Annotated in this window: 19 protein-coding genes and 1 tRNA gene; 19 read left to right on the plus strand and 1 reads right to left on the minus strand. The window is 68.7% G+C overall.

Annotated features, from left to right (window positions below; translation table 11 throughout):
• The 7 genes from BLW17_RS16945 to BLW17_RS17530 all read left to right on the plus strand — a co-directional run.
• On the plus strand, positions 1–795 hold a 795-nt coding region (locus tag BLW17_RS16945; RefSeq protein ID WP_074827098.1), incomplete at its 5' end, for an elongation factor Tu.
• A gap of 167 nt (positions 796–962) precedes the next feature.
• Positions 963–2,060 carry a glycosyltransferase family 32 protein gene (locus tag BLW17_RS16950; RefSeq protein ID WP_052176517.1) on the plus strand — a complete coding sequence of 366 codons (1,098 nt, stop codon included), beginning with the start codon at positions 963–965 and terminating at the stop codon, positions 2,058–2,060.
• A gap of 99 nt (positions 2,061–2,159) precedes the next feature.
• A complete protein-coding gene (locus BLW17_RS16955; RefSeq protein WP_036735099.1) occupies positions 2,160–2,582 on the plus strand; it encodes an HIT family protein in 423 nt (140 codons plus the stop codon).
• A 47-nt stretch (positions 2,583–2,629) separates the two neighbouring features.
• Complete coding sequence (locus BLW17_RS16960) at positions 2,630–3,247, plus strand: CatB-related O-acetyltransferase (protein ID WP_052176518.1); 618 nt, start codon at positions 2,630–2,632, stop codon at positions 3,245–3,247.
• Between the two features lie 72 nt (positions 3,248–3,319).
• On the plus strand, positions 3,320–3,718 hold the full coding sequence (locus BLW17_RS16965; RefSeq protein ID WP_036735096.1) for a VOC family protein: 399 nt from the start codon (positions 3,320–3,322) through the stop codon (positions 3,716–3,718).
• Entirely contained in the window at positions 3,715–4,140 is a 426-nt protein-coding gene (locus BLW17_RS16970) for a GFA family protein (protein WP_036735095.1), read from the plus strand. The genes BLW17_RS16965 and BLW17_RS16970 overlap by 4 nt, the downstream gene beginning before the upstream one ends.
• Before the next feature lie 296 nt (positions 4,141–4,436).
• The gene (locus BLW17_RS17530; RefSeq protein WP_081969191.1) at positions 4,437–5,528 is read left to right on the plus strand and encodes a Hint domain-containing protein; all 1,092 of its coding nucleotides are present in this window, start codon (positions 4,437–4,439) and stop codon (positions 5,526–5,528) included.
• Between the two features lie 73 nt (positions 5,529–5,601).
• On the opposite strand, the gene BLW17_RS16980 is transcribed toward BLW17_RS17530, so the two are convergent.
• On the minus strand, positions 5,602–6,102 hold the full coding sequence (locus tag BLW17_RS16980; protein ID WP_036735093.1) for a DUF892 family protein: 501 nt from the start codon (positions 6,100–6,102) through the stop codon (positions 5,602–5,604).
• Positions 6,103–6,258: 156 nt separating this feature from the next.
• Here BLW17_RS16980 and BLW17_RS16985 point away from each other — a divergent pair, with 156 nt between their 5' ends.
• From BLW17_RS16985 to rpoB, 12 genes are all read left to right on the plus strand, one after another.
• On the plus strand, positions 6,259–8,160 hold the full coding sequence (locus tag BLW17_RS16985) for an ABC transporter ATP-binding protein (protein ID WP_052176516.1): 1,902 nt from the start codon (positions 6,259–6,261) through the stop codon (positions 8,158–8,160).
• Between the two features lie 113 nt (positions 8,161–8,273).
• On the plus strand, positions 8,274–8,648 hold the full coding sequence (locus BLW17_RS16990; protein ID WP_197059052.1) for a hypothetical protein: 375 nt from the start codon (positions 8,274–8,276) through the stop codon (positions 8,646–8,648).
• A gap of 101 nt (positions 8,649–8,749) precedes the next feature.
• Positions 8,750–8,825 (plus strand) — tRNA-Trp (locus BLW17_RS16995).
• Positions 8,826–8,877: 52 nt separating this feature from the next.
• A complete protein-coding gene (locus BLW17_RS17000; RefSeq protein WP_074827101.1) occupies positions 8,878–9,834 on the plus strand; it encodes a hypothetical protein in 957 nt (318 codons plus the stop codon).
• A gap of 598 nt (positions 9,835–10,432) precedes the next feature.
• Positions 10,433–10,855 carry an RrF2 family transcriptional regulator gene (locus BLW17_RS17005; protein ID WP_036703049.1) on the plus strand — a complete coding sequence of 141 codons (423 nt, stop codon included), beginning with the start codon at positions 10,433–10,435 and terminating at the stop codon, positions 10,853–10,855.
• Positions 10,856–11,108: 253 nt separating this feature from the next.
• Entirely contained in the window at positions 11,109–11,300 is a 192-nt protein-coding gene (gene secE / locus BLW17_RS17010) for a preprotein translocase subunit SecE (protein ID WP_036703048.1), read from the plus strand.
• A 188-nt stretch (positions 11,301–11,488) separates the two neighbouring features.
• Complete coding sequence (gene nusG, locus BLW17_RS17015; protein WP_036732069.1) at positions 11,489–12,028, plus strand: transcription termination/antitermination protein NusG; 540 nt, start codon at positions 11,489–11,491, stop codon at positions 12,026–12,028.
• A gap of 73 nt (positions 12,029–12,101) precedes the next feature.
• On the plus strand, positions 12,102–12,554 hold the full coding sequence (gene rplK / locus BLW17_RS17020; protein WP_036732067.1) for a 50S ribosomal protein L11: 453 nt from the start codon (positions 12,102–12,104) through the stop codon (positions 12,552–12,554).
• Between the two features lie 5 nt (positions 12,555–12,559).
• Complete coding sequence (gene rplA, locus BLW17_RS17025; protein WP_036703045.1) at positions 12,560–13,258, plus strand: 50S ribosomal protein L1; 699 nt, start codon at positions 12,560–12,562, stop codon at positions 13,256–13,258.
• Between the two features lie 300 nt (positions 13,259–13,558).
• The gene (gene rplJ, locus BLW17_RS17030; RefSeq protein WP_036703043.1) at positions 13,559–14,074 is read left to right on the plus strand and encodes a 50S ribosomal protein L10; all 516 of its coding nucleotides are present in this window, start codon (positions 13,559–13,561) and stop codon (positions 14,072–14,074) included.
• A gap of 67 nt (positions 14,075–14,141) precedes the next feature.
• Entirely contained in the window at positions 14,142–14,519 is a 378-nt protein-coding gene (rplL, locus tag BLW17_RS17035) for a 50S ribosomal protein L7/L12 (protein WP_036703039.1), read from the plus strand.
• A gap of 251 nt (positions 14,520–14,770) precedes the next feature.
• Complete coding sequence (gene rpoB, locus BLW17_RS17040) at positions 14,771–18,925, plus strand: DNA-directed RNA polymerase subunit beta (RefSeq protein ID WP_036732065.1); 4,155 nt, start codon at positions 14,771–14,773, stop codon at positions 18,923–18,925.
• Positions 18,926–18,950: the final 25 nt, after the last annotated feature.

Consider the following 18,950-nt stretch of genomic DNA (forward strand, 5'->3'; position numbering starts at 1 on the left):
GTGTACCTGAACAAGGTCGACCAGGTGGACGACGAAGAGCTGCTCGAGCTGGTCGAGATGGAAGTGCGCGAGCTGCTGTCGTCGTACGACTATCCTGGCGACGACATTCCGATCATCAAGGGCTCGGCGCTGGCCGCCCTGGAAGGCCGTGATCCCGAGATCGGCGAGAACTCGATCCGGGCGCTGATCAAGGCGGTGGACGAGTACATCCCGACGCCCGAGCGCGCCGTGGACCAGCCGTTCCTGATGCCGATCGAGGACGTGTTCTCGATCTCGGGCCGCGGCACGGTCGTGACCGGCCGTGTCGAGCGTGGCGCGGTGAACGTGGGCGACGAACTTGAGATCGTGGGCATCCGCCCGACCAAGAAGACGACCTGCACGGGCGTCGAGATGTTCCGCAAGCTGCTGGACCGCGGCGAGGCGGGCGACAACATCGGCGCGCTGCTGCGCGGCGTGGACCGTGACGGCGTCGAGCGGGGCCAGGTGCTGTGCAAGCCCGGCTCGGTGAAGCCGCACACGAAGTTCGAGGCCGAGGCCTACATCCTGACCAAGGAAGAGGGCGGCCGTCACACGCCGTTCTTCGCGAACTACCGCCCGCAGTTCTACTTCCGGACCACGGATGTGACCGGGACCGTCAAGCTGCCGGAAGGCACCGAGATGGTGATGCCGGGCGACAACCTGAAGTTCGAGGTCGAGCTGATCGCGCCGATCGCGATGGAAGAGAAACTGCGCTTCGCCATCCGCGAAGGCGGCCGCACCGTCGGCGCCGGCGTGGTCTCGAAGATCCTCGCGTAAGGGTCGCGGGTCGGGGTACGTGCAAGCACGCACCCTACGCCGAGCCAACCAGACGAAAGCCCGCTCCCGAAAGGGGGCGGGTTTTTCATTGCAGCGCGCTGCGGGGCCGAAGGGTTTCCGGTTGAAGCGGGCCGACCGCTGCCGCTAGGACGGATTGCGCGGCGATCGTGCCGGACAAGTCGACCGAGACCATGCTGCCGTCCCTGTTCACACTCGAGACCCACTGGCGCACGCTACTCTCGGTCACCCCGCAGGGCCTGCTGACCCATGCCCCGCCAGACGAGGCCGCACCTGCGATCTTTTCGCTTCGCGAGGGCCGTGTGGTCGCATGGCGCCCCGACGCGACCGGCGACAGTCCGGTGCACCTGGACCTCGAGGCGGCGGCGCGCACGGAAGGCCGCATCGCATTGCGCGCGCCCGAGGGTCTGTTTGCGACAGCCGAGCCACATGGCGCGGTGTCGGTCTCGCGCGGCCGCGCCCGGGCGTGGGAGCTCTATCGCCCCGCTGCGGCCGCCGAATTGCTCGCCCGGCCGCGGCCGCTGACGACGCCCCGCTGGGCCACGTCGGCGGAGATCCCCCGCCTCATCCACCAAGTGTACCTCGGGCCCGAGGTTCCTGCGCAACTCGGCGCCATGGCGGAGTCGCTGGCGGCGCGGAATCCCGACCACGTGCACAGGCTCTGGCGCGACGACACCGCCACCGATCTCATCCGCGACGCCTACGGCATGGACATGCTGCGACAATATGAGCGGATCAGCCCCGCCTATGGCGCCGCGCGGGCGGATTTCTTCCGCTATCTGTGCCTCTACCGGTTGGGCGGGGTGTATCTGGACATGAAGTCCGATTGCCGCAGACCCCTGTCCGAGGTCGTTCCGCACGACGCCGGCTACCTGCTGTCGCACTGGACAGGCCGGCTGGCACGGTTTGGCCGTCATGACGCACTGGCCCATCTTCCGGGCGGCGAGCTCCAACAATGGCATGTCATCGCGGCGGCGGGGCATCCTTTCCTCGAAGCCGTCGTCAACTCGGTGCTGCGCAATATCGACAGCTATGTCCCCGAGAGGCACGGTATGGGGAAGCGGGCCGTCCTGCGACTTGCCGGTCCCATCGCCTATACGCTCGCCATCGCACCGCTGCGCGACGCCCATCCGCACCGGCTCATCGACGCGGAGGCTGAGGGGCTCGTCTATCGGGCTGTGCGCGCGGCCCGGAAGCTGTCCGGCACCCATTACAGCGAGGTTAGGACGCCGCTGATCGTGGGATGACGGTGCGGCGACACACACCTTGGCTGGCTCCGACCCGCATGGGCTGGCCCCTTGCCACCCATTCCCCCGACCCGCATCCTCCCCCGCAGGAGGACCGCCATGACCGACTGCCTGTTCTGCCGCATCGCCGCGGGCGAGTTGCCCGCCCACGTCGTCCATGAGGACGCGGACACGCTGGCGTTCCTCGACCTGCACCCGATCCGCCCCGGCCACACGCTGGTAATCCCGCGCGCCCACCATGTCTGGTTCGAGGACGTGCCCGCGCCGCTGGCCGCCAAGGTGCTGACCGTGGCGCAGGAGATCTCGCGGCGGCAGAAGCGGCTCTACGCGGTCGAGCGGGTGGCGCTGTTCTTCACCGGCGTCCACGTGCCCCACGCCCATGCCCATGTGGTGCCGATGCACGACGTCCATGACGTGACCTCGGCGGCCTATCTCGCGGATGGGCCGGGCAGCTACGCGGTCCCGCCGCGCCTGCCTGAAGCCGAGATGGCCGCCATCGCCCGGCAGCTGGCCGAGGGCTGAGCGTCGTGCGGCCGGCCGGGTTCCTTGACGCCGCCGCGCTCTACCCGATGCGGTTCGCGGACGGGCGGGAGAACCGGGGGCTCGTCCATCTCGCCCGCGCCATCGACCATCCGAACATCGAGGTGGGCGATTTCACCTATGCCAGCAGCTTCGATCCCCCCGCGGACTGGGCGGCGCGGCTGGCGCCCTACACCTATCCCGGCGCACCCGAGCGGCTGCGGATCGGCCGGTTCTGCCAGATCGCCGACCGGGTGCGGATCATCACGGCGAGCGCCAATCACCCGATGGCGGGGATCTCGACCTATCCGTTCGCCATCTTCGACCCGGCGCGGGTCGGGGCGTATATCGAGCAGATCACCGGCCTGCCGGACACCGAGATCGGCCACGACGTGTGGCTGGGCGACGGGGCGGTGATCCTGCCCGGCGCCCGGATCGGCAGCGGGGTGATCGTGGGCGCGGGCGCGGTCGTGGGTGGCACGGTGCCGGACTATGCGGTGGTCGCGGGCAACCCGGCGCGGGTGCTGCGGATCCGGTTCCCGCCGGGCGAGGTGGCCCGGCTGATGGCGCTGGGCTGGTGGGACTGGCCGGTCGAGCGGATCGCCGCGGCCACGGATGCGCTGGCGCAGGGCGACGTCGAGGCGCTGGCGCGGATCGGGGCCGCATGACGGCCTGCTGCCACGATCTGGCAGCAGGGCGGGGCTAGTCTGGCGTCCGACCCGCTCACGAAAGGACAGAGCATGATCGACCATCTCGGACTCGCCGTCGCCGACCTCGCCCGGTCGCGGGCGTTCTATGAGGCTGCGCTCGCGCCCCTGGGGGCGGCCGTGCAGATTGAGGTCACCGACGCGATGACCGGCGGCCATGGCGCCCATCTGGGCTTCGGGACGCCCGAGTCGCCCGATTTCTGGATCTCGTCGGGGAAACCCGCGACCACCGGCGTCCACGTCGCCTTCGCGGCCCGGGACCGCGCCACGGTGGACGCCTTCCACGCCGCCGCGCTGGCCGCCGGGGGCACCGACAATGTCGCGCCGGGGCCGCGGCCCGAGTATCACCCGCACTACTACGGCGCCTTCGTGCTCGACCCCGACGGCAACAATGTCGAGGCGGTGTGCCACACGCCCGAGGCGACCTCGTGACCACCTATCACGGCAGTTGCTACTGCGGCGCGGTGCGCTTCACCGCCGAGGGCGACCTGTCGGCGGGGACGAGCCGCTGCAACTGCTCGTTCTGCCGCAAGATGCGCTATTGGGAGATGCCGCTGCCCGACCCGGCCGGGCTGCACGTCTTGTCCGGCGCCGAGGCGCTGGCCGAAACGCCGCTGCGCTCCGCGGCGGACGGGGCCGCGCCGATGGACCTGCACCATGTCTTCTGTGCCCGCTGCGGGACGAGGCTCTGGACCACGGGCACCATAGCCGAGATGGGCGGGGCGGTGGCGATGGTCTCGGTCGCGGCGCTGGACGATGTGCCGGTCGAGGCGCTGGTCGCGGCCCCGGTGCGGACAATGAACGGGGCCGCCGACGACTGGTTCAACCCCGCCCCCGAGGCGCGGCACCTTTGAACAGCGCGGTGGCGCGTCATTGATACTGTCGGCGACTTGGCGCGGCGTGGGCGAAACGAATCGCCGCCGGCGCGTGATTCGGCCTCCGTGTCTGGCCACACCTGCCCGCGCAATCCTATGCCTGAGTCGGACTGCAACTTCGGGTTGCCGCCGCTGCGACCCACCCGGTCAGTTTCGCCCGGCCAAGTTGCAAAATGCTCCCGCGCTTCCAGCGATCGTTATCAGCTTTTGACGCTACGTCACACGGCGCACATCATTTGTTGAGTGTGTCTCAGACCGCGGCTGGAGCGTGCGACATGGCCATCGAAGTCACCTGGTACCTCACCCACATCACCCGACCCAACGGCACCACCACGACATGGACCACGCAGACCTCGACCAGGGTGGATGTGTGGTTCGGCACGCAGGCCGAATTCAACGCCACCCATCCGACGGGCTACGACCTCGTCATCATCGACGAGGCGGATGGCGCGCCGAACCAGGTCGACGGCGACGAACTGCGGATCGCGCTCCACCAGTACAACAGCAGCTTCAACCTCAGCACCAACGCGGGCTATCTCGGCACCTTCGACGTGGACTACACCGCCAACGGCGTGGCGAACCCCGATCCGACGGTTGCCTTTGCCGTGGACGGGCGCGGGATCGAGTCGAGCCGGGATGCCTATCTCATCACCCTCGAGCCGGTCACCGTCCGGAGCTTCACCGCCGAGTACAAGGGCGGTACCAGCCACTTCCATCCGTTCTTCCCCGCCTCGCTGACTCCGTGCTTCGCAGCCGGGACCCTGCTGTTGCCCGATCGCGGCGCGCGGCCGGTCGAGACGCTCAAGCCCGGCGATCTCGTCCAGACCCGCGACCATGGCCTCGTCCCCCTGCGGCTGGCGCTGGTGGCGGCGGTCAGCCCGGGACAGCTGCGCCGCACCCCTGCGTTGCAGCCGATCCGCATCGGCAAGGACGTGCTGGGGCAGGGGGTGCCGTCTCATGACCTGGTCGTCTCACCGCAGCATCGGGTGCTGGTGCGCTCGCGCATCGCGCGGCGGATGTTCGACGCGGACGAGGTGCTGGTGGCCGCGTACCAGCTGCTCGGTCACCCGGGCATCTCGGTCGCCTCGGACCTGAACGGGGTGACCTACTTCCATCTGGTCTTCGACCGCCACGAGATCCTGACCTCGAACGGGGCCGAGACCGAGTCCTTCTATCCCGGCCCCGAGGGGCTGCGGGCGCTCTCACCCGCGGCACTGGCGGAGTTCGCGGCGCTGTTCCCGGCCTTCGCCGCGGGGGCGGGCGACTGTGTCGCGCCGCCCGCCGCAGCGCGTCCCTTTGCAACCGGCCACAAGGCCCGGCAGATGGTGCGGCGGCACGAGGCGAACGCCGTGCGCCTCTGCGCCTGAGAGGCCGTCCGTCCGCCGCAACGAAAAACGGGCGCCCTCGCAGGCGCCCGTCCTCACTAGACCGACAAAGCCCTTACAGCGCGGCCTTGTTGACCCCACCCTTGACCGCGATCTTGGTCATGTCCTCGTCGCCCTCGTAGGTCGAGGCGGTGCACTCATCCAGCACCTTCGCATCCTCAGCGAGGTCGAGCCGCTTGGCCCACGCCTTCAGCGTCCCGTAGCCGGTGATCGCGTAATGGGCGAGGCGCTGGTACTGCGCGATGATCGCCGCGTCCTGCACCTCGTCGTCGGCGAACTCGGCCTCGAGCGCGTGCTTGCGGGCCTCGGTCACCAGCCCCTCCATCCCCTTGCAGTGCTCGCCCGAGGCGTCCTCGCCGTGCGACCTGGCCAGCTTCTCCATCTGCGCCATGCCGTCGCGGGTGCCCTTGGCCGACGCCTCGAGCGCCTGCTTCAGGTCCGCGTTCTTCGCCGCCGCCGCCAGCTCTTCGGTGACCGGCACCGCCTGCTTGCAGGCCGAGTACAGGTCCTTGACGCCGTCGAGATAGAGGTCCTTGAGGTTCTTGATCGCAGCCATCGTGAAGTCCTTTCCCTGAGTGCCCCCTGCCGCAGGGGGCGTGTCCGGGCACCCAACCCGCGGCCGGGCCGCGCGTTCCGTCCCGTCCCCCGGTCGACTTGACTTTCGCCGCCCCGGGGGCGACCCGTCCGGGGTCCGGTCTGCAAGGGGAACGCGATGTTTGCCTGGTTCGAGCGCCAGCTTGACCCCTATCCGCACGACCCGCCGCAGATGCCGCCGCGGGGCCTCGTGGCCTTTGTCCTGCACTACTCACGCGGCGCGCTGCCGTGGCTGGTGCTGCTGGCGATCGGCTCGGGGCTGATCGCGGCCGGCGAGGTGGTGCTGTTCGGCTATCTCGGCGACCTGGTAAACCGGCTGTCCGAGACGGGGCGCGACGCCTTCTGGGCCGCCGAAGGGCCGCGGCTCATTCGCATGGCGGTGCTGCTGCTGCTGATCCTGCCGGCGCTGAACATCTTCTCGGCGCTGCTGATGCACCAGACGCTGCTCGGCAACTTTCCCCAGCGCATCCGCTGGCAGGCGCACCGCTATCTGTTGCGGCAGTCGGTCGGGTTCTTTCAGGACGAGTTTGCCGGGCGGATCGCCACGCGGCTGATGCAGACCGCCCTCGCCGTGCGCGAGGTGGCGATGAAGGTCATGGACGTCGCCGTCTACGTGCTCGTCTATTTCACCGGCGCGCTGGTGGTGGCCGCGCAGCAGGACTGGCGGCTGGCGCTGCCCTTCGTCGCCTGGGCGCTGGGCTATGCGACGCTTCTGCGGCTGGTGATCCCGCGGCTCGGGCGCGCGGCCGAGGCGCAGGCCGGGGCGCGGGCCGGCATGACCGGGCGCATCGTCGACGCCTACACCAACATTGCCACCGTCAAGCTCTTCAGCCACGCCGCGCGGGAAGAGGCGCACGCCCGGCAGTCGATGGACCAGTTCCTCGGCACCGTGCACCGGCAGATGCGGATCGCGGCGGCGCAGGACATCACCCTGAATCTGCTCAATGCCGCGCTGGTCGGCTCGGTCACCGGGCTGAGCCTGTGGCTGTGGAGCCGCGGTGACGTCGCCATCGGCGCGGTGGCCGTGGCGGTGCCGCTGGCGATGCGGCTCAACAACATGAGCCACTGGATCATCTGGGAATTCGCGGCCCTCTTCGAGAACGTCGGCACGGTGCGCGACGGGATCGGCAGCCTCGCCCTGCCGCGGATCATCACCGACGCGCCCGGCGCGCGGCCGCTGGCGGTGACCGAGGGGGCGGTGCGGTTCGAGGACGTCACCTTCCGTTACGACGCCGATCCGGCGGCGCGGCCGATGGCGGTGCTCGACCGGCTGACGCTCGCCATCCGGCCGGGCGAGCGGATCGGGCTGGTCGGGCGCTCGGGCGCGGGCAAGTCCACGCTGGTGAACCTGCTGCTGCGGTTCCACGACGTCGAATCGGGGCGCATCCTGATCGACGGGCAGGACGTCTCGCAGGTGACGCAGGACAGTCTGCGGGCGGCGATCGGGGTGGTGACGCAGGATTCGAGCCTGCTGCACCGGTCGGTCGGCGACAACATCGCCTATGGCCGCCCCGAGGCGACCGAGGCCGAGATCGCCGCCGCCGCCGGCTCGGCCGAGGCACTCGGGTTCATCCCCGGCCTTGCCGACAGCGAGGGGCGGCGGGGGTTCGAGGCCCATGTCGGCGAGCGGGGGGTAAAGCTCTCGGGCGGCCAGCGCCAGCGCATCGCCATCGCCCGCGTGGCGCTGAAGAACGCGCCGATCCTCGTGCTGGACGAGGCGACGAGCGCGCTCGACAGCGAGGTCGAGGCCGCGATCCAGACCCAGCTCGAGCGGCTGATGGCCGGCAAGACGGTGATCGCCATCGCCCACCGGCTCTCGACCATCGCGGCGATGGACCGGCTGGTGGTGATGGATGCCGGGCGGATCGTCGAGCAGGGCACGCACGCCGAATTGCTGGCGCAGGGCGGGCTTTATGCCCGGCTGTGGGCGCGGCAGTCGGGCGGATTCCTGGCGGCGGATGTCGAGGGCGACGAGGCGGCCGGGCCCGATGGCGCGCCGATGGCCGCGGCGGCGACCTGAGCGGCGGTCGATAAAACCCTCTGGAACTTCCGCGCTGAGCCTATGGGCGGGTTAAGCGGATGTTCATGGTTCGTTGCCATAACCGGCGGCGGATCAATCAGGGAGTATGTCCGGTGTTTTCTCGTCTTCCCCGCGCCGCAGGCGTGATGGCCTGTTGCGCGGCGCTCGCCGCCTGTGCCGACAAGTCCGACCAGATCGGCGCCAGCTACGTCTCGCCCGGGATGTATGCGAATCTCTCCTGTCCGCAGCTGGCCGAAGAGGCGCAGACGGTCGCCAACCGGGCCGCGCAGGCGAGTGCGGCGCAGGACAAGAAGGCCAACGACGACGCGGTGGCCGTCGGGGTGGCCACGGTGCTGTTCTGGCCGGCGCTGTTCATGATCAAGGGCGACGGCGCCGGGGCGGCCGAAGTGGCGCGTCTCAAGGGCGAGATGCAGGCGATCGAGCAGGCCAACGCCCGCAAGAAGTGCAACATCCGCTTCCGGCGCTGACGAACGTCGCGGCAGCGGAGGGGTCGGGCGGGCCAAGTCGTCGCGGTCGTCGCTCGGCCCTTGCGCTGCGGGCGGTCATGCCGTAATCGGAGGCCCGGCCTAGGGGTTTAGCTCAGTTGGTAGAGCATCGGTCTCCAAAACCGAGGGTCGTGGGTTCGAGTCCCCCAACCCCTGCCAGCCGCCCTGAGGCCAACCGCCCGGGGGCCAGCCGCCCAGAGGAGTGCGCCGCATGGCCCTCACCCTCCACATCGGCGCGCACAAGACGGCCAGCACCCACCTGCAACAGACGCTGCGCGCCCTGACCGGGGCGATGGTCCGCGAAGGCATCCTGTATCTCGACCCCGTCACCTTGCGGCGGGGATCGGGCCGGCTTGACCTGTCGCTCGACAACGGGCCGAAGGCGGCGAGGCGGCGCGGGCCGTGGCGGCGCTGGATGGACCGCGCGGCCGAGGTCTGGCCGTCGCTGCTGCTGTCCGAGGAGAACGCCCTCGGCTCGCTGCGGCGGGGGGCGCTGATGGGCGAGGGCGGGCTGATCTACCCCGAGGCCGAGCGGCGGATGGACCGCCTCTGCAACATCGCGCGGCGGCGGCCGGCGGTGGTCTGCCTCGCGGTCCGCGATCCGCTGTCGTTTCTCGGCTCGGCCTTTTCGATGCAGGTCGTGGGCGGGCACGAGACCGAGTTCGCGGATTATGTCGGGGGCTTCGACCCGGCGGCGCTGTCGTGGTCTGGCCTCGCCGAGCGGCTGCTGTCGGTGCGCGGCGTGGCACGGCTGGTCGTGTGGCGCCACGAGGACTATCCGCGCGCCCGGCCCGAGGTGCTGCGCGCGATGCTGCCCGAGGCGCTGGCGGCGCATGCGCCCAACCCGCGCCGCGCCATCGTCGGCCTCTCGCAGGAGGCCTGGGACGAGATCCGCCGCCGCCACGAGAGCGACCCCGACGCCGACCTCGCCGCGGTGGCCCGCGCCGCCAAGGCGCAGTTCCCGCGCCGCCGTGGAGCCCCTCCGCCGCAATTCGCCCCGCCCGCGGCGGTGGCGCGCGTGGCGGCGGCCCATGCCGAAGACCTCTCCCGCCTTGCGGGACTCGACGGGGTCGAAGTGATCGGGGTGCCGGCCCGGCGGGTGAGGCGGGGGAAGGGCCGAACCGGGGTGGTCACGGGGGAGGTGTCGCGCGGGGCGGGGGCGGGCTAACGGGGAGGCTGAGTTCGCCGGGATCGGCGGGTGAAACCGTGCCGCTCAGGGCGCACAGTTCCTCGCGCTATCCGCGAGCGGCCAAACGGTGAGAATGTGATGCAAAAACGCTCGAACGTGCAGCACCACGTATGACGGAGCAGCCAGTTCTGCGCCGGAGGCGCTCGGCGGCGTGCGACGCTGCGCGTGAGAGCAGGGGCAGGCCATTATCCCTGCGGATGCGCTTCCACCTCGCAGCGCCTGCGCCCGCCGCACGGCCACTCCCGTCCACAGCCGCTGAACCGGACCGCCGAGAGGGTGCCGGCCCCAGCCATCTGCAATGGATGAGGAAGAAGGGCGACCGGTCCGAGCCCAAGGCGACCAAGATCGCCTCGCGCCCCTCGACCGAAAACGTCTCGCGCCCTCAACCGGACGCGGCACGTTCGCGATCAACGGCGGACGTATCAAGGCCAAGGCCGAGGCCGAGGCCGAGGAGAGAAAGCCTCACCCCGCGCGCTGGTCGACGGGGAGGCGCGACCGCCGGCACGGCTCGCCCGCCCCAACCACCCCGCCCGCTCAGCGCCTTGCACGGAAGAGGCGAGGGGCCTACAGCCTAGGGATGCTTTCCCAGCGGTCCCGCCACGCCCTGCACGCGATGCTGTATCTGGCGCGCCAGACCGGCAGCACCACGGCCGCCGAGATCGCCCAGGCCGAGGCGATTCCGCGCAAGTTCCTCGAACAGATCATGGCGCAGCTCAAGGCGAGGGCGCTGGTGGTCGGCAAGCGCGGGCCGTCGGGCGGCTATGTGCTCGCCAAGCCGGCGGCCGAGATCAGCTTTGCCGAGGTGCTGCGGGCGATCGACGGACCGCTCGCGCTCGCGCCCTGCGCCAGCCAGACGGCGTTCCGGCCCTGTCCCGACTGCCGCTCGATCGAGACGTGCGAGATCCGGCCGGTGCTGATAGCGGTGCGCGACGCGACCGCCGCGCGGCTCGAGGGGACGTCACTGGCCGATGCGCTCGCCGGGGTGCTGGCGCCGGTGTGAGCCGGGTTGGGTCGGAGACGGAGGGTTTGCGAGAGGCGCGGCTCTGACGACCCCCGCCGGTAGCGACAGGGCCAAGCCCCAGAGCCGGCCCGGTAACCATCGCAAGGGGGGATGAAGGGCTCCCAGCGCTCCACACCGTCCCCCACGCAAGACGGCCAGACCATAACGCCCCTCCCCCCGCCTCCCGCCCCTCCGGCCTTGCCTTTGCGGGGCCGGGGGCCTATCTGCACCGCTGCAGCCCGAAGGAGCCGAGATGGCCAGCCCGACCCAGTTCATCAGCCAGGTGCGCGCCGAGGCGGCCAAGATCATCTGGCCGAACCGCCGCGAGGTGACGACCACCACGATCATGGTGTTCATCATGGCGACGGTGTTCAGCCTGTTCTTCTTCGTCGTGGACCTGCTGATCCGCGGCGGCCTGACGATGGTGCTGCAGGCGGTCAGCTGATCGCGCGTCCGCCGCGCGTCCATGCCCGGCGCGTGGTGGCTTGCAATCCGGACGGGGCGGCGATATGTCCGCCCGACCTTGCCCGGCAGATCGGCGTGCATCGATTCGGTATGCGCGCCGTTTGAGTTTTCGGGCCATGCGCCGCACCAGGGTGGCGCGAATCAGAACAGCAGGGGACGTCTCAGGCGATGGCAAAGCGGTGGTATTCGGTCAGCGTCCTGTCGAACTTTGAAAAGAAGGTCGCCGAGGCGATCCGGCAGGCGGTGGCCGAAAAGGGCCTCGAGGATGAAATCGACGAGGTCGTGGTCCCGACCGAGGACGTGATCGAGATCCGCCGCGGCAAGAAGGTGACCTCCGAGCGGCGCTTCATGCCGGGCTACGTGCTCGTCCACATGGATCTCTCGGACAAGACCTATCACCTGGTGAACTCGATCAACCGCGTCACCGGGTTCCTCGGCGTGCAGGGCAAGCCGATGCCGATGCGCGACGACGAGGTGAACGCGATGCTGAGCCGCAGCGGGCAGGGCGGGGCCGAGGTGGCGCCGCGCAACCTGATCCGCTTCGAGGTCGGCGAGAAGGTCAACGTGACCGACGGCCCGTTCGAGGGCTTCTCGGGCATGGTCGAAGAGGTCGACGACGTGTCGAGCCGCATCAAGGTTACCGTCTCGATCTTCGGCCGGCCGACGCCGGTCGAGCTGGAATTCACGCAGGTCGCCAAGACCGCGTGATGTGACGGCGGGAGGCGTGAGCCGCACCGCTATATCGGCCCCTCGCGGGGCGTGATGAAAAGGAGAAGGCCAGATGGCCAAGAAAGTCGTCGGCAGCCTCAAGCTGCAAATCAAGGCGGGTCAGGCGAACCCCTCCCCGCCCGTCGGTCCGGCGCTGGGTCAGCGCGGGATCAACATCATGGAATTCTGCAAGGCGTTCAACGCCCGCACGCAGGAGATGGAGCCGGGCGCCCCGACGCCGGTAGTCATCACCTACTACGCGGACAAGTCGTTCACCTTCGAGACCAAGACGCCGCCGGCGTCGTTCCTGCTCAAGAAGGCCGCGGGGCTGAAGCCGGTCGGCAAGCGCAGCCGCGCCAAGGGCTCGGAAAAGCCCGGCCGTGCGACCGCCGGCACCGTGACCGCCAAGCAGGTCCGCGAGATCGCCGAAGCCAAGATGAAGGACCTGTCGGCCAACGACATCGAGGCCGCGATGCAGATCGTCCTCGGCTCGGCCCGCTCCATCGGCATCGAAGTGAAGGGCTGATCCAGATGGCCAAGATCGCAAAGAAGAAAGCCGCCGCCCGCGCCGCCTTCGAGGGCAAGACCTACCTGCCCGTCGAAGAGGCGATCGCGCTGGTCAAGGCCAACGCCACCGCCAAGTTCGACGAGACGGTCGAGATCGCGATGAACCTGGGCGTCGACCCGCGCCATGCCGACCAGATGGTCCGCGGCGTGGTCCAGCTGCCCAACGGCACCGGCAAGGACGTCCGCGTCGCCGTGTTCGCCCGTGGTCCGAAGGCTGACGAGGCCAAGGCCGCCGGCGCCGAAGTCGTGGGCGCCGAGGATCTGGTGGAAAGCATCCAGGGGGGCAACCTGGACTTCGACCGGGTCATCGCGACGCCGGACATGATGCCGCTGGTCGGCCGGCTGGGGAAGATCCTCGGGCCGCGCAACCTGATGCCGAACCCCAAGGTCGGCACCGTGACCATGGACGTCAAGACGGCCGTCGAGGCCGCCAAGGGCGGTGAGGTCCAGTTCAAGGCCGAGAAGGCGGGCGTCGTGCACGCCGGCGTCGGCAAGGCCTCGTTCGAGCCCGAGAAGCTGGCGCAGAACATCCGCGCCTTCGTCGAGGCCGTGAACCGCGCCAAGCCGTCGGGGGCCAAGGGCACCTATCTCAAGAAGGTCTCGATTAGCTCGACCATGGGTCCGGGCGTGTCGCTGGACCTGACCTCGGCCACCCAGGCCTGAGCCCAACCCGGGCGGCCGGCACCGGACGCGACCCTGCGTCCGGCCCGGCCGCCCTTGCCATCCGGCCCTGGTCTTTGTATCAGGCCGGCTTCACCCTGGATCAGCGATTCGGGGTGTCTGTCCGAGACGGAGGGCGGGCGCCTGGCGCCGCTAAGTCCTTCCCGAGATGGAAGTTCGAGTTATTCCGTGAGGTTCCACCTTTCGGGCGATCTCGGGTCCATCGTGTGCGGACCCGCCCGTGCCGCCGGTTGGCGGCATGGACAAGAGAGCCGGGGGGAAACCCCCAATGTGGAGTGAACCGTGGATAGAGCCCAAAAAGAACAGGTGGTCGAGGAACTCGGCCAGATCTTTGAAAGCTCTGGCGTCGTGGTGGTTGCCCGCTACGAGGGGATGACGGTTGCCGAAATGCAGACCCTGCGCGCGCAGATGCGCGAAGCGGGGGGTGCTGTCCGCGTTGCCAAGAACAGGCTCGCCAAGATCGCCCTGGAAGGGAAGCCGGCGGCTTCGATCGCCGACTACCTGACGGGCATGACCGTGCTCGCTTTCTCCGACGACCCCGTGGCTGCGGCCAAGGTTGCGGACGCCTATGCCAAGTCGAACGACAAGTTCGTGATCCTTGGCGGGGCGATGGGCGGCGCGGCCCTTGACCCGGCCGGTGTGAAAGCCGTGGCCCAGATGCCGTCGCGCGAGGAGCTTATCGCTTCGATCGTGGCCGCCATCGGCGCCCCTGCTTCGAACATCGCGGGCGCGATCGGCGCACCTGCCAGCAACATCGCGGGCATCCTCACCACGCTCGAAGAGCGTGAGGCTGCCTGAGGCAATCCCGTCCCGTCGGGCGGCATGATGCCGCGACGTTGGAACAACATCTGGAAAGAACGGAACAATGGCTGATCTGAAGCAACTCGCCGAACAAATCGTTGGTCTGACCCTGCTGGAAGCGCAGGAACTGAAGACCATCCTGAAGGACGAATACGGCATCGAGCCGGCCGCCGGTGGCGCCGTCATGATGGCCGGCCCGGCCGCGGGCGCTGCCGCCCCCGCCGAGGAAGAGAAGACCGAATTCGACGTCGTCCTGACCGACGCCGGCGCCAACAAGATCAACGTGATCAAGGAAGTGCGCGGCATCACCGGTCTGGGCCTGAAAGAGGCCAAGGACCTGGTCGAAGCCGGCGGCAAGGTGAAAGAGGGCGCCTCGAAAGCCGACGCCGAAGAAATGAAGAAGAAGCTCGAAGCGGCTGGCGCCAAGGTCGAGCTGAAGTAATCCCCCACGGGATTGCGCTTTTCGCAGGCAGGGTCCGGGTTTTCCCGGTCCCTGCCGAACCCGTCTTGAAGGACGCTCGATCAGTGCCCATCTAGGGGCGTCGAGTTTCCCTCAGGGCTAGTTCGCGGTTCGGGAGCGGGGCGGTGGGACGCCCGGCACGAATTGAGCCGCACCCCCTGATGTTCGCAAGCGCGCCGCGGATCGGGCCCCGACGATCCCCCGCGCGCGATGACGAAAGGCATTTGGACCTCATGGCGCAAGCTTACGTCGGTCAGAAGCGCATCCGGCGCTATTACGGCAACATTCGCGAAGTTCTTGAGATGCCGAACCTCATCGAGGTTCAGAAGGCGTCCTACGACCTGTTCCTCAACTCGGGCGAAGGCACCGGCCACAACGACGGCGAGGGCATCCAGGGGGTGTTCCAGTCGGTGTTCCCGATCAAGGACTTCAACGAGACCGCGACGCTCGAGTTCGTGAAATACGAGCTCGAGAAGCCGAAATACGACGTCGACGAGTGCCAGCAGCGCGACATGACCTATGCCGCGCCGCTCAAGGTGACGCTGCGCCTGATCGTGTTCGATGTCGACGAGAACTCGGGCACCCGCGCCGTCAAGGACATCAAGGAGCAGGACGTCTACATGGGCGACATGCCCCTGATGACCCAGAACGGCACGTTCATCGTGAACGGGACCGAGCGGGTCGTCGTCAGCCAGATGCACCGCTCGCCGGGCGTGTTCTTCGACCACGACCGCGGCAAGACCCATTCCTCGGGCAAGCTGCTGTTCGCCTGCCGGATCATCCCCTACCGCGGCTCGTGGCTCGACTTCGAATTCGACGCCAAGGACCTCGTGTTCGCGCGCATCGACCGGCGCCGCAAGCTGCCGGTGACGACGCTGCTCTATGCGCTCGGCATGGACCAGGACGCGATCATGTCGTCGTTCTACGAGACGGTCACCTACAAGCTCAAGAAGGGCAAGAAAGGCGAGGCCGGCGCCTGGGTCACGCGGTTCTTCCCCGAGCGCGTGCGCGGCACCCGGCCGAGCTATGACCTGGTCAACGCTGACACTGGCGAGGTCATCACCAAGGCCGGCGACAAGGTCACCCCGCGGCTGGTCAAGAAGCTGCTGGAATCGGGCGAGGTCACCAACCTGCTGGTCCCGTTCGAGCGGATCGTGGGCCGCTACGTCGCCCATGACATCATCAACGAAGAGACCGGCCTGATCTACGCCGAAGCCGGCGACGAGATCACCGCGGAATACTCCAAGGACGGCACCGAGCTGACCGGCGGGACGCTCAAGACGCTGCTCGACAACAACATCACCGACATTCCGGTGCTGGACATCGACCACGTCAACGTCGGCCCCTACATCCGCAACACCATGGCGGCCGACAAGAACATGAACCGCGACGGCGCGCTCATGGACATCTACCGGGTCATGCGTCCGGGCGAGCCGCCGACCGTCGAGGCGGCGAGCGTGCTGTTCAACTCGCTGTTCTTCGACAGCGAGCGCTATGACCTGTCCGCCGTGGGCCGGGTCAAGATGAACATGCGCCTCGACCTCGATGCGCCGGACACCCAGCGCACGCTGCGCCACGAGGACATCATCGCCTGCGTCCGCGGGCTGGTGGAACTGCGCGACGGCAAGGGCGAGATCGACGACATCGACCACCTCGGCAACCGCCGGGTGCGCTCGGTCGGCGAGCTGATGGAGAACCAGTACCGCATCGGCCTGCTGCGGATGGAGCGGGCGATCCGCGAGCGGATGTCGGGCGTCGAGATCGACACCGTGATGCCGCAGGACCTGATCAACGCCAAGCCCGCGGCCGCCGCGGTGCGCGAGTTCTTCGGCTCGTCGCAGCTCAGCCAGTTCATGGACCAGACCAACCCGCTGTCAGAAGTGACGCACAAGCGCCGCCTCTCGGCGCTCGGGCCGGGCGGTCTGACCCGTGAGCGCGCCGGCTTCGAGGTCCGCGACGTGCACCCGACCCACTACGGCCGGATGTGCCCGATCGAGACGCCGGAAGGCCAGAACATCGGCCTGATCAACTCGCTCGCCACCTATGCGCGGGTGAACAAGTACGGCTTCATCGAGACCCCCTACCGCAAGGTGGTCGACGGCAAGGTGACCGACGAGGTGCAGTACATCTCGGCCACCGAGGAGATGCGCCACACCATCGCCCAGGCGAACGCCGAGCTGGACGACGAGGGCCGCTTCACCCAGGAGCTGATCTCGACCCGGCAGGCGGGCGACTTCACCCTGAACCCGGTGGATGCGATCGACATGATCGACGTGTCGCCGAAGCAGCTCGTCTCGGTCGCCGCGGCGCTGATTCCGTTCCTCGAGAACGATGACGCCAACCGCGCGCTGATGGGGTCGAACATGCAGCGTCAGGCGGTTCCGCTGCTGCGGGCCGAGGCGCCGTTCGTCGGCACCGGGATGGAAGCCACGGTCGCGCGCGACTCGGGCGCGGCCATCATGGCCCGCCGCGGAGGCGTGATCGACCAGGTGGACGCGAGCCGGATCGTCGTCCGCGCGACCGAGGATCTCGGCGCCGGCGACGCGGGCGTGGACATCTATCGGCTGCGCAAGTTCAAGCGCTCGAACCAGTCCTCGACCATCAACCAGCGGCCGCTGATCAAGGTCGGTGACAAGGTCCAGAAGGGCCAGGTCATCGCCGACGGTCCCTCGACCGACCAGGGCGAGCTGGCCATCGGCCGGAACGTGGTCGTCGCGTTCATGCCGTGGAACGGCTACAACTACGAGGACTCGATCCTGATCTCGGAGCGGATCCACCGCGACGACGTGTTCACCTCGATCCACATCGACGAATACGAAGTGGCGGCCCGCGACACCAAGCTGGGGCCGGAAGAAATCACCCGCGACATCCCGAACGTGGGTGAAGAGGCGCTGCGCAACCTCGACGAGGCGGGCATCGTCTACATCGGCGCCGAGGTCGGCCCGGGCGACATCCTTGTGGGCAAGATCACCCCCAAGGGCGAAAGCCCGATGACGCCCGAGGAAAAGCTGCTGCGCGCCATCTTCGGCGAAAAGGCGAGCGACGTGCGCGACACCTCGCTGCGGCTGCCGCCGGGCGCCTATGGCACGATCGTCGAGGTGCGGGTGTTCAACCGGCACGGCGTCGACAAGGACGAGCGCGCGATCCAGATCGAGCGTGAAGAGATCGAACGCCTGTCGCGCGACCGCGACGACGAGCAGGCGATCCTCGAGCGCAACATCTACGCCCGCCTCAAGTCGCTGATCTCGGGTCAGACCGCGGTCAAGGGGCCGAAGGGCGTCAAGGCCAACAGCGTGATCGACGACGATCTGCTGGGCAGCTTGTCGCGGGGCCAGTGGTTCCAGCTCGCGCTGGCCGACGAGGCCGCGGCCCGCGAGGTCGAGGCGCTGCAGGACCAGTTCAACGTCCAGAAGAAGGCGCTCGAGGCCCGGTTCGACGACAAGGTCGAGAAGGTCCGTCAGGGCGACGACCTGCCCCCCGGCGTGATGAAGATGGTCAAGGTGTTCGTGGCGGTGAAGCGCAAGCTTCAGGCCGGGGACAAGATGGCCGGTCGTCACGGCAACAAGGGCGTCGTGTCCAAGGTCGTTCCGATGGAGGACATGCCCTTCCTCGCCGACGGGACCCCGGTCGACCTGGTGCTGAACCCGCTCGGCGTGCCGTCGCGGATGAACGTCGGCCAGATCCTCGAGACGCACATGGGCTGGGCCGCGCGCGGCCTCGGCATCCGCATCGACGAGGCGCTGCAGGAGTTCCGCGACAAGGGCGACCTGACCCCGGTCCGGGAAGCCATGCGGATCGGCTATGGCGACGAGACCTTCGCGTCCGAGTTCGGTGACATGACCGACGAGGACCTGGTCGAGCACGCCGAGGCGGTGCGCGGCGGGGTTCCGATCGCCACGCCGGTCTTCGACGGCGCCAAGGAGGCGGACGTGAACGACGCGCTGACGCGGGCGGGCTTCGATGCCTCGGGCCAGTCGATCGTCTTCGACGGCCGCACCGGCGAGCAGTTCACCCGCCCGGTGACGGTGGGGGTGAAGTACATCCTGAAGCTGCACCACCTTGTCGACGACAAGATGCACGCGCGTTCGACCGGGCCCTACAGCCTCGTCACCCAGCAGCCGCTGGGCGGCAAGGCGCAGTTCGGCGGTCAGCGTCTGGGTGAGATGGAGGTCTGGGCGCTCGAAGCCTACGGCGCCGCCTACACCCTGCAGGAGATGCTCACGGTCAAGTCGGACGACGTCGCCGGCCGCACCAAGGTCTACGAGTCGATCGTCAAGGGCGAGGACAACTTCGAGGCCGGCGTGCCGGAATCGTTCAACGTGCTGGTCAAGGAGGTCCGGGGTCTGGGCCTCAACATGGAGCTGCTGGACGCGGAGGAGGATGAGTGACGGTGCCTGCCAGCACGCACCCTAC

The sequence above is a fragment of the Paracoccus sanguinis genome, from assembly GCF_900106665.1.
GTDB lineage: Bacteria > Pseudomonadota > Alphaproteobacteria > Rhodobacterales > Rhodobacteraceae > Paracoccus > Paracoccus panacisoli.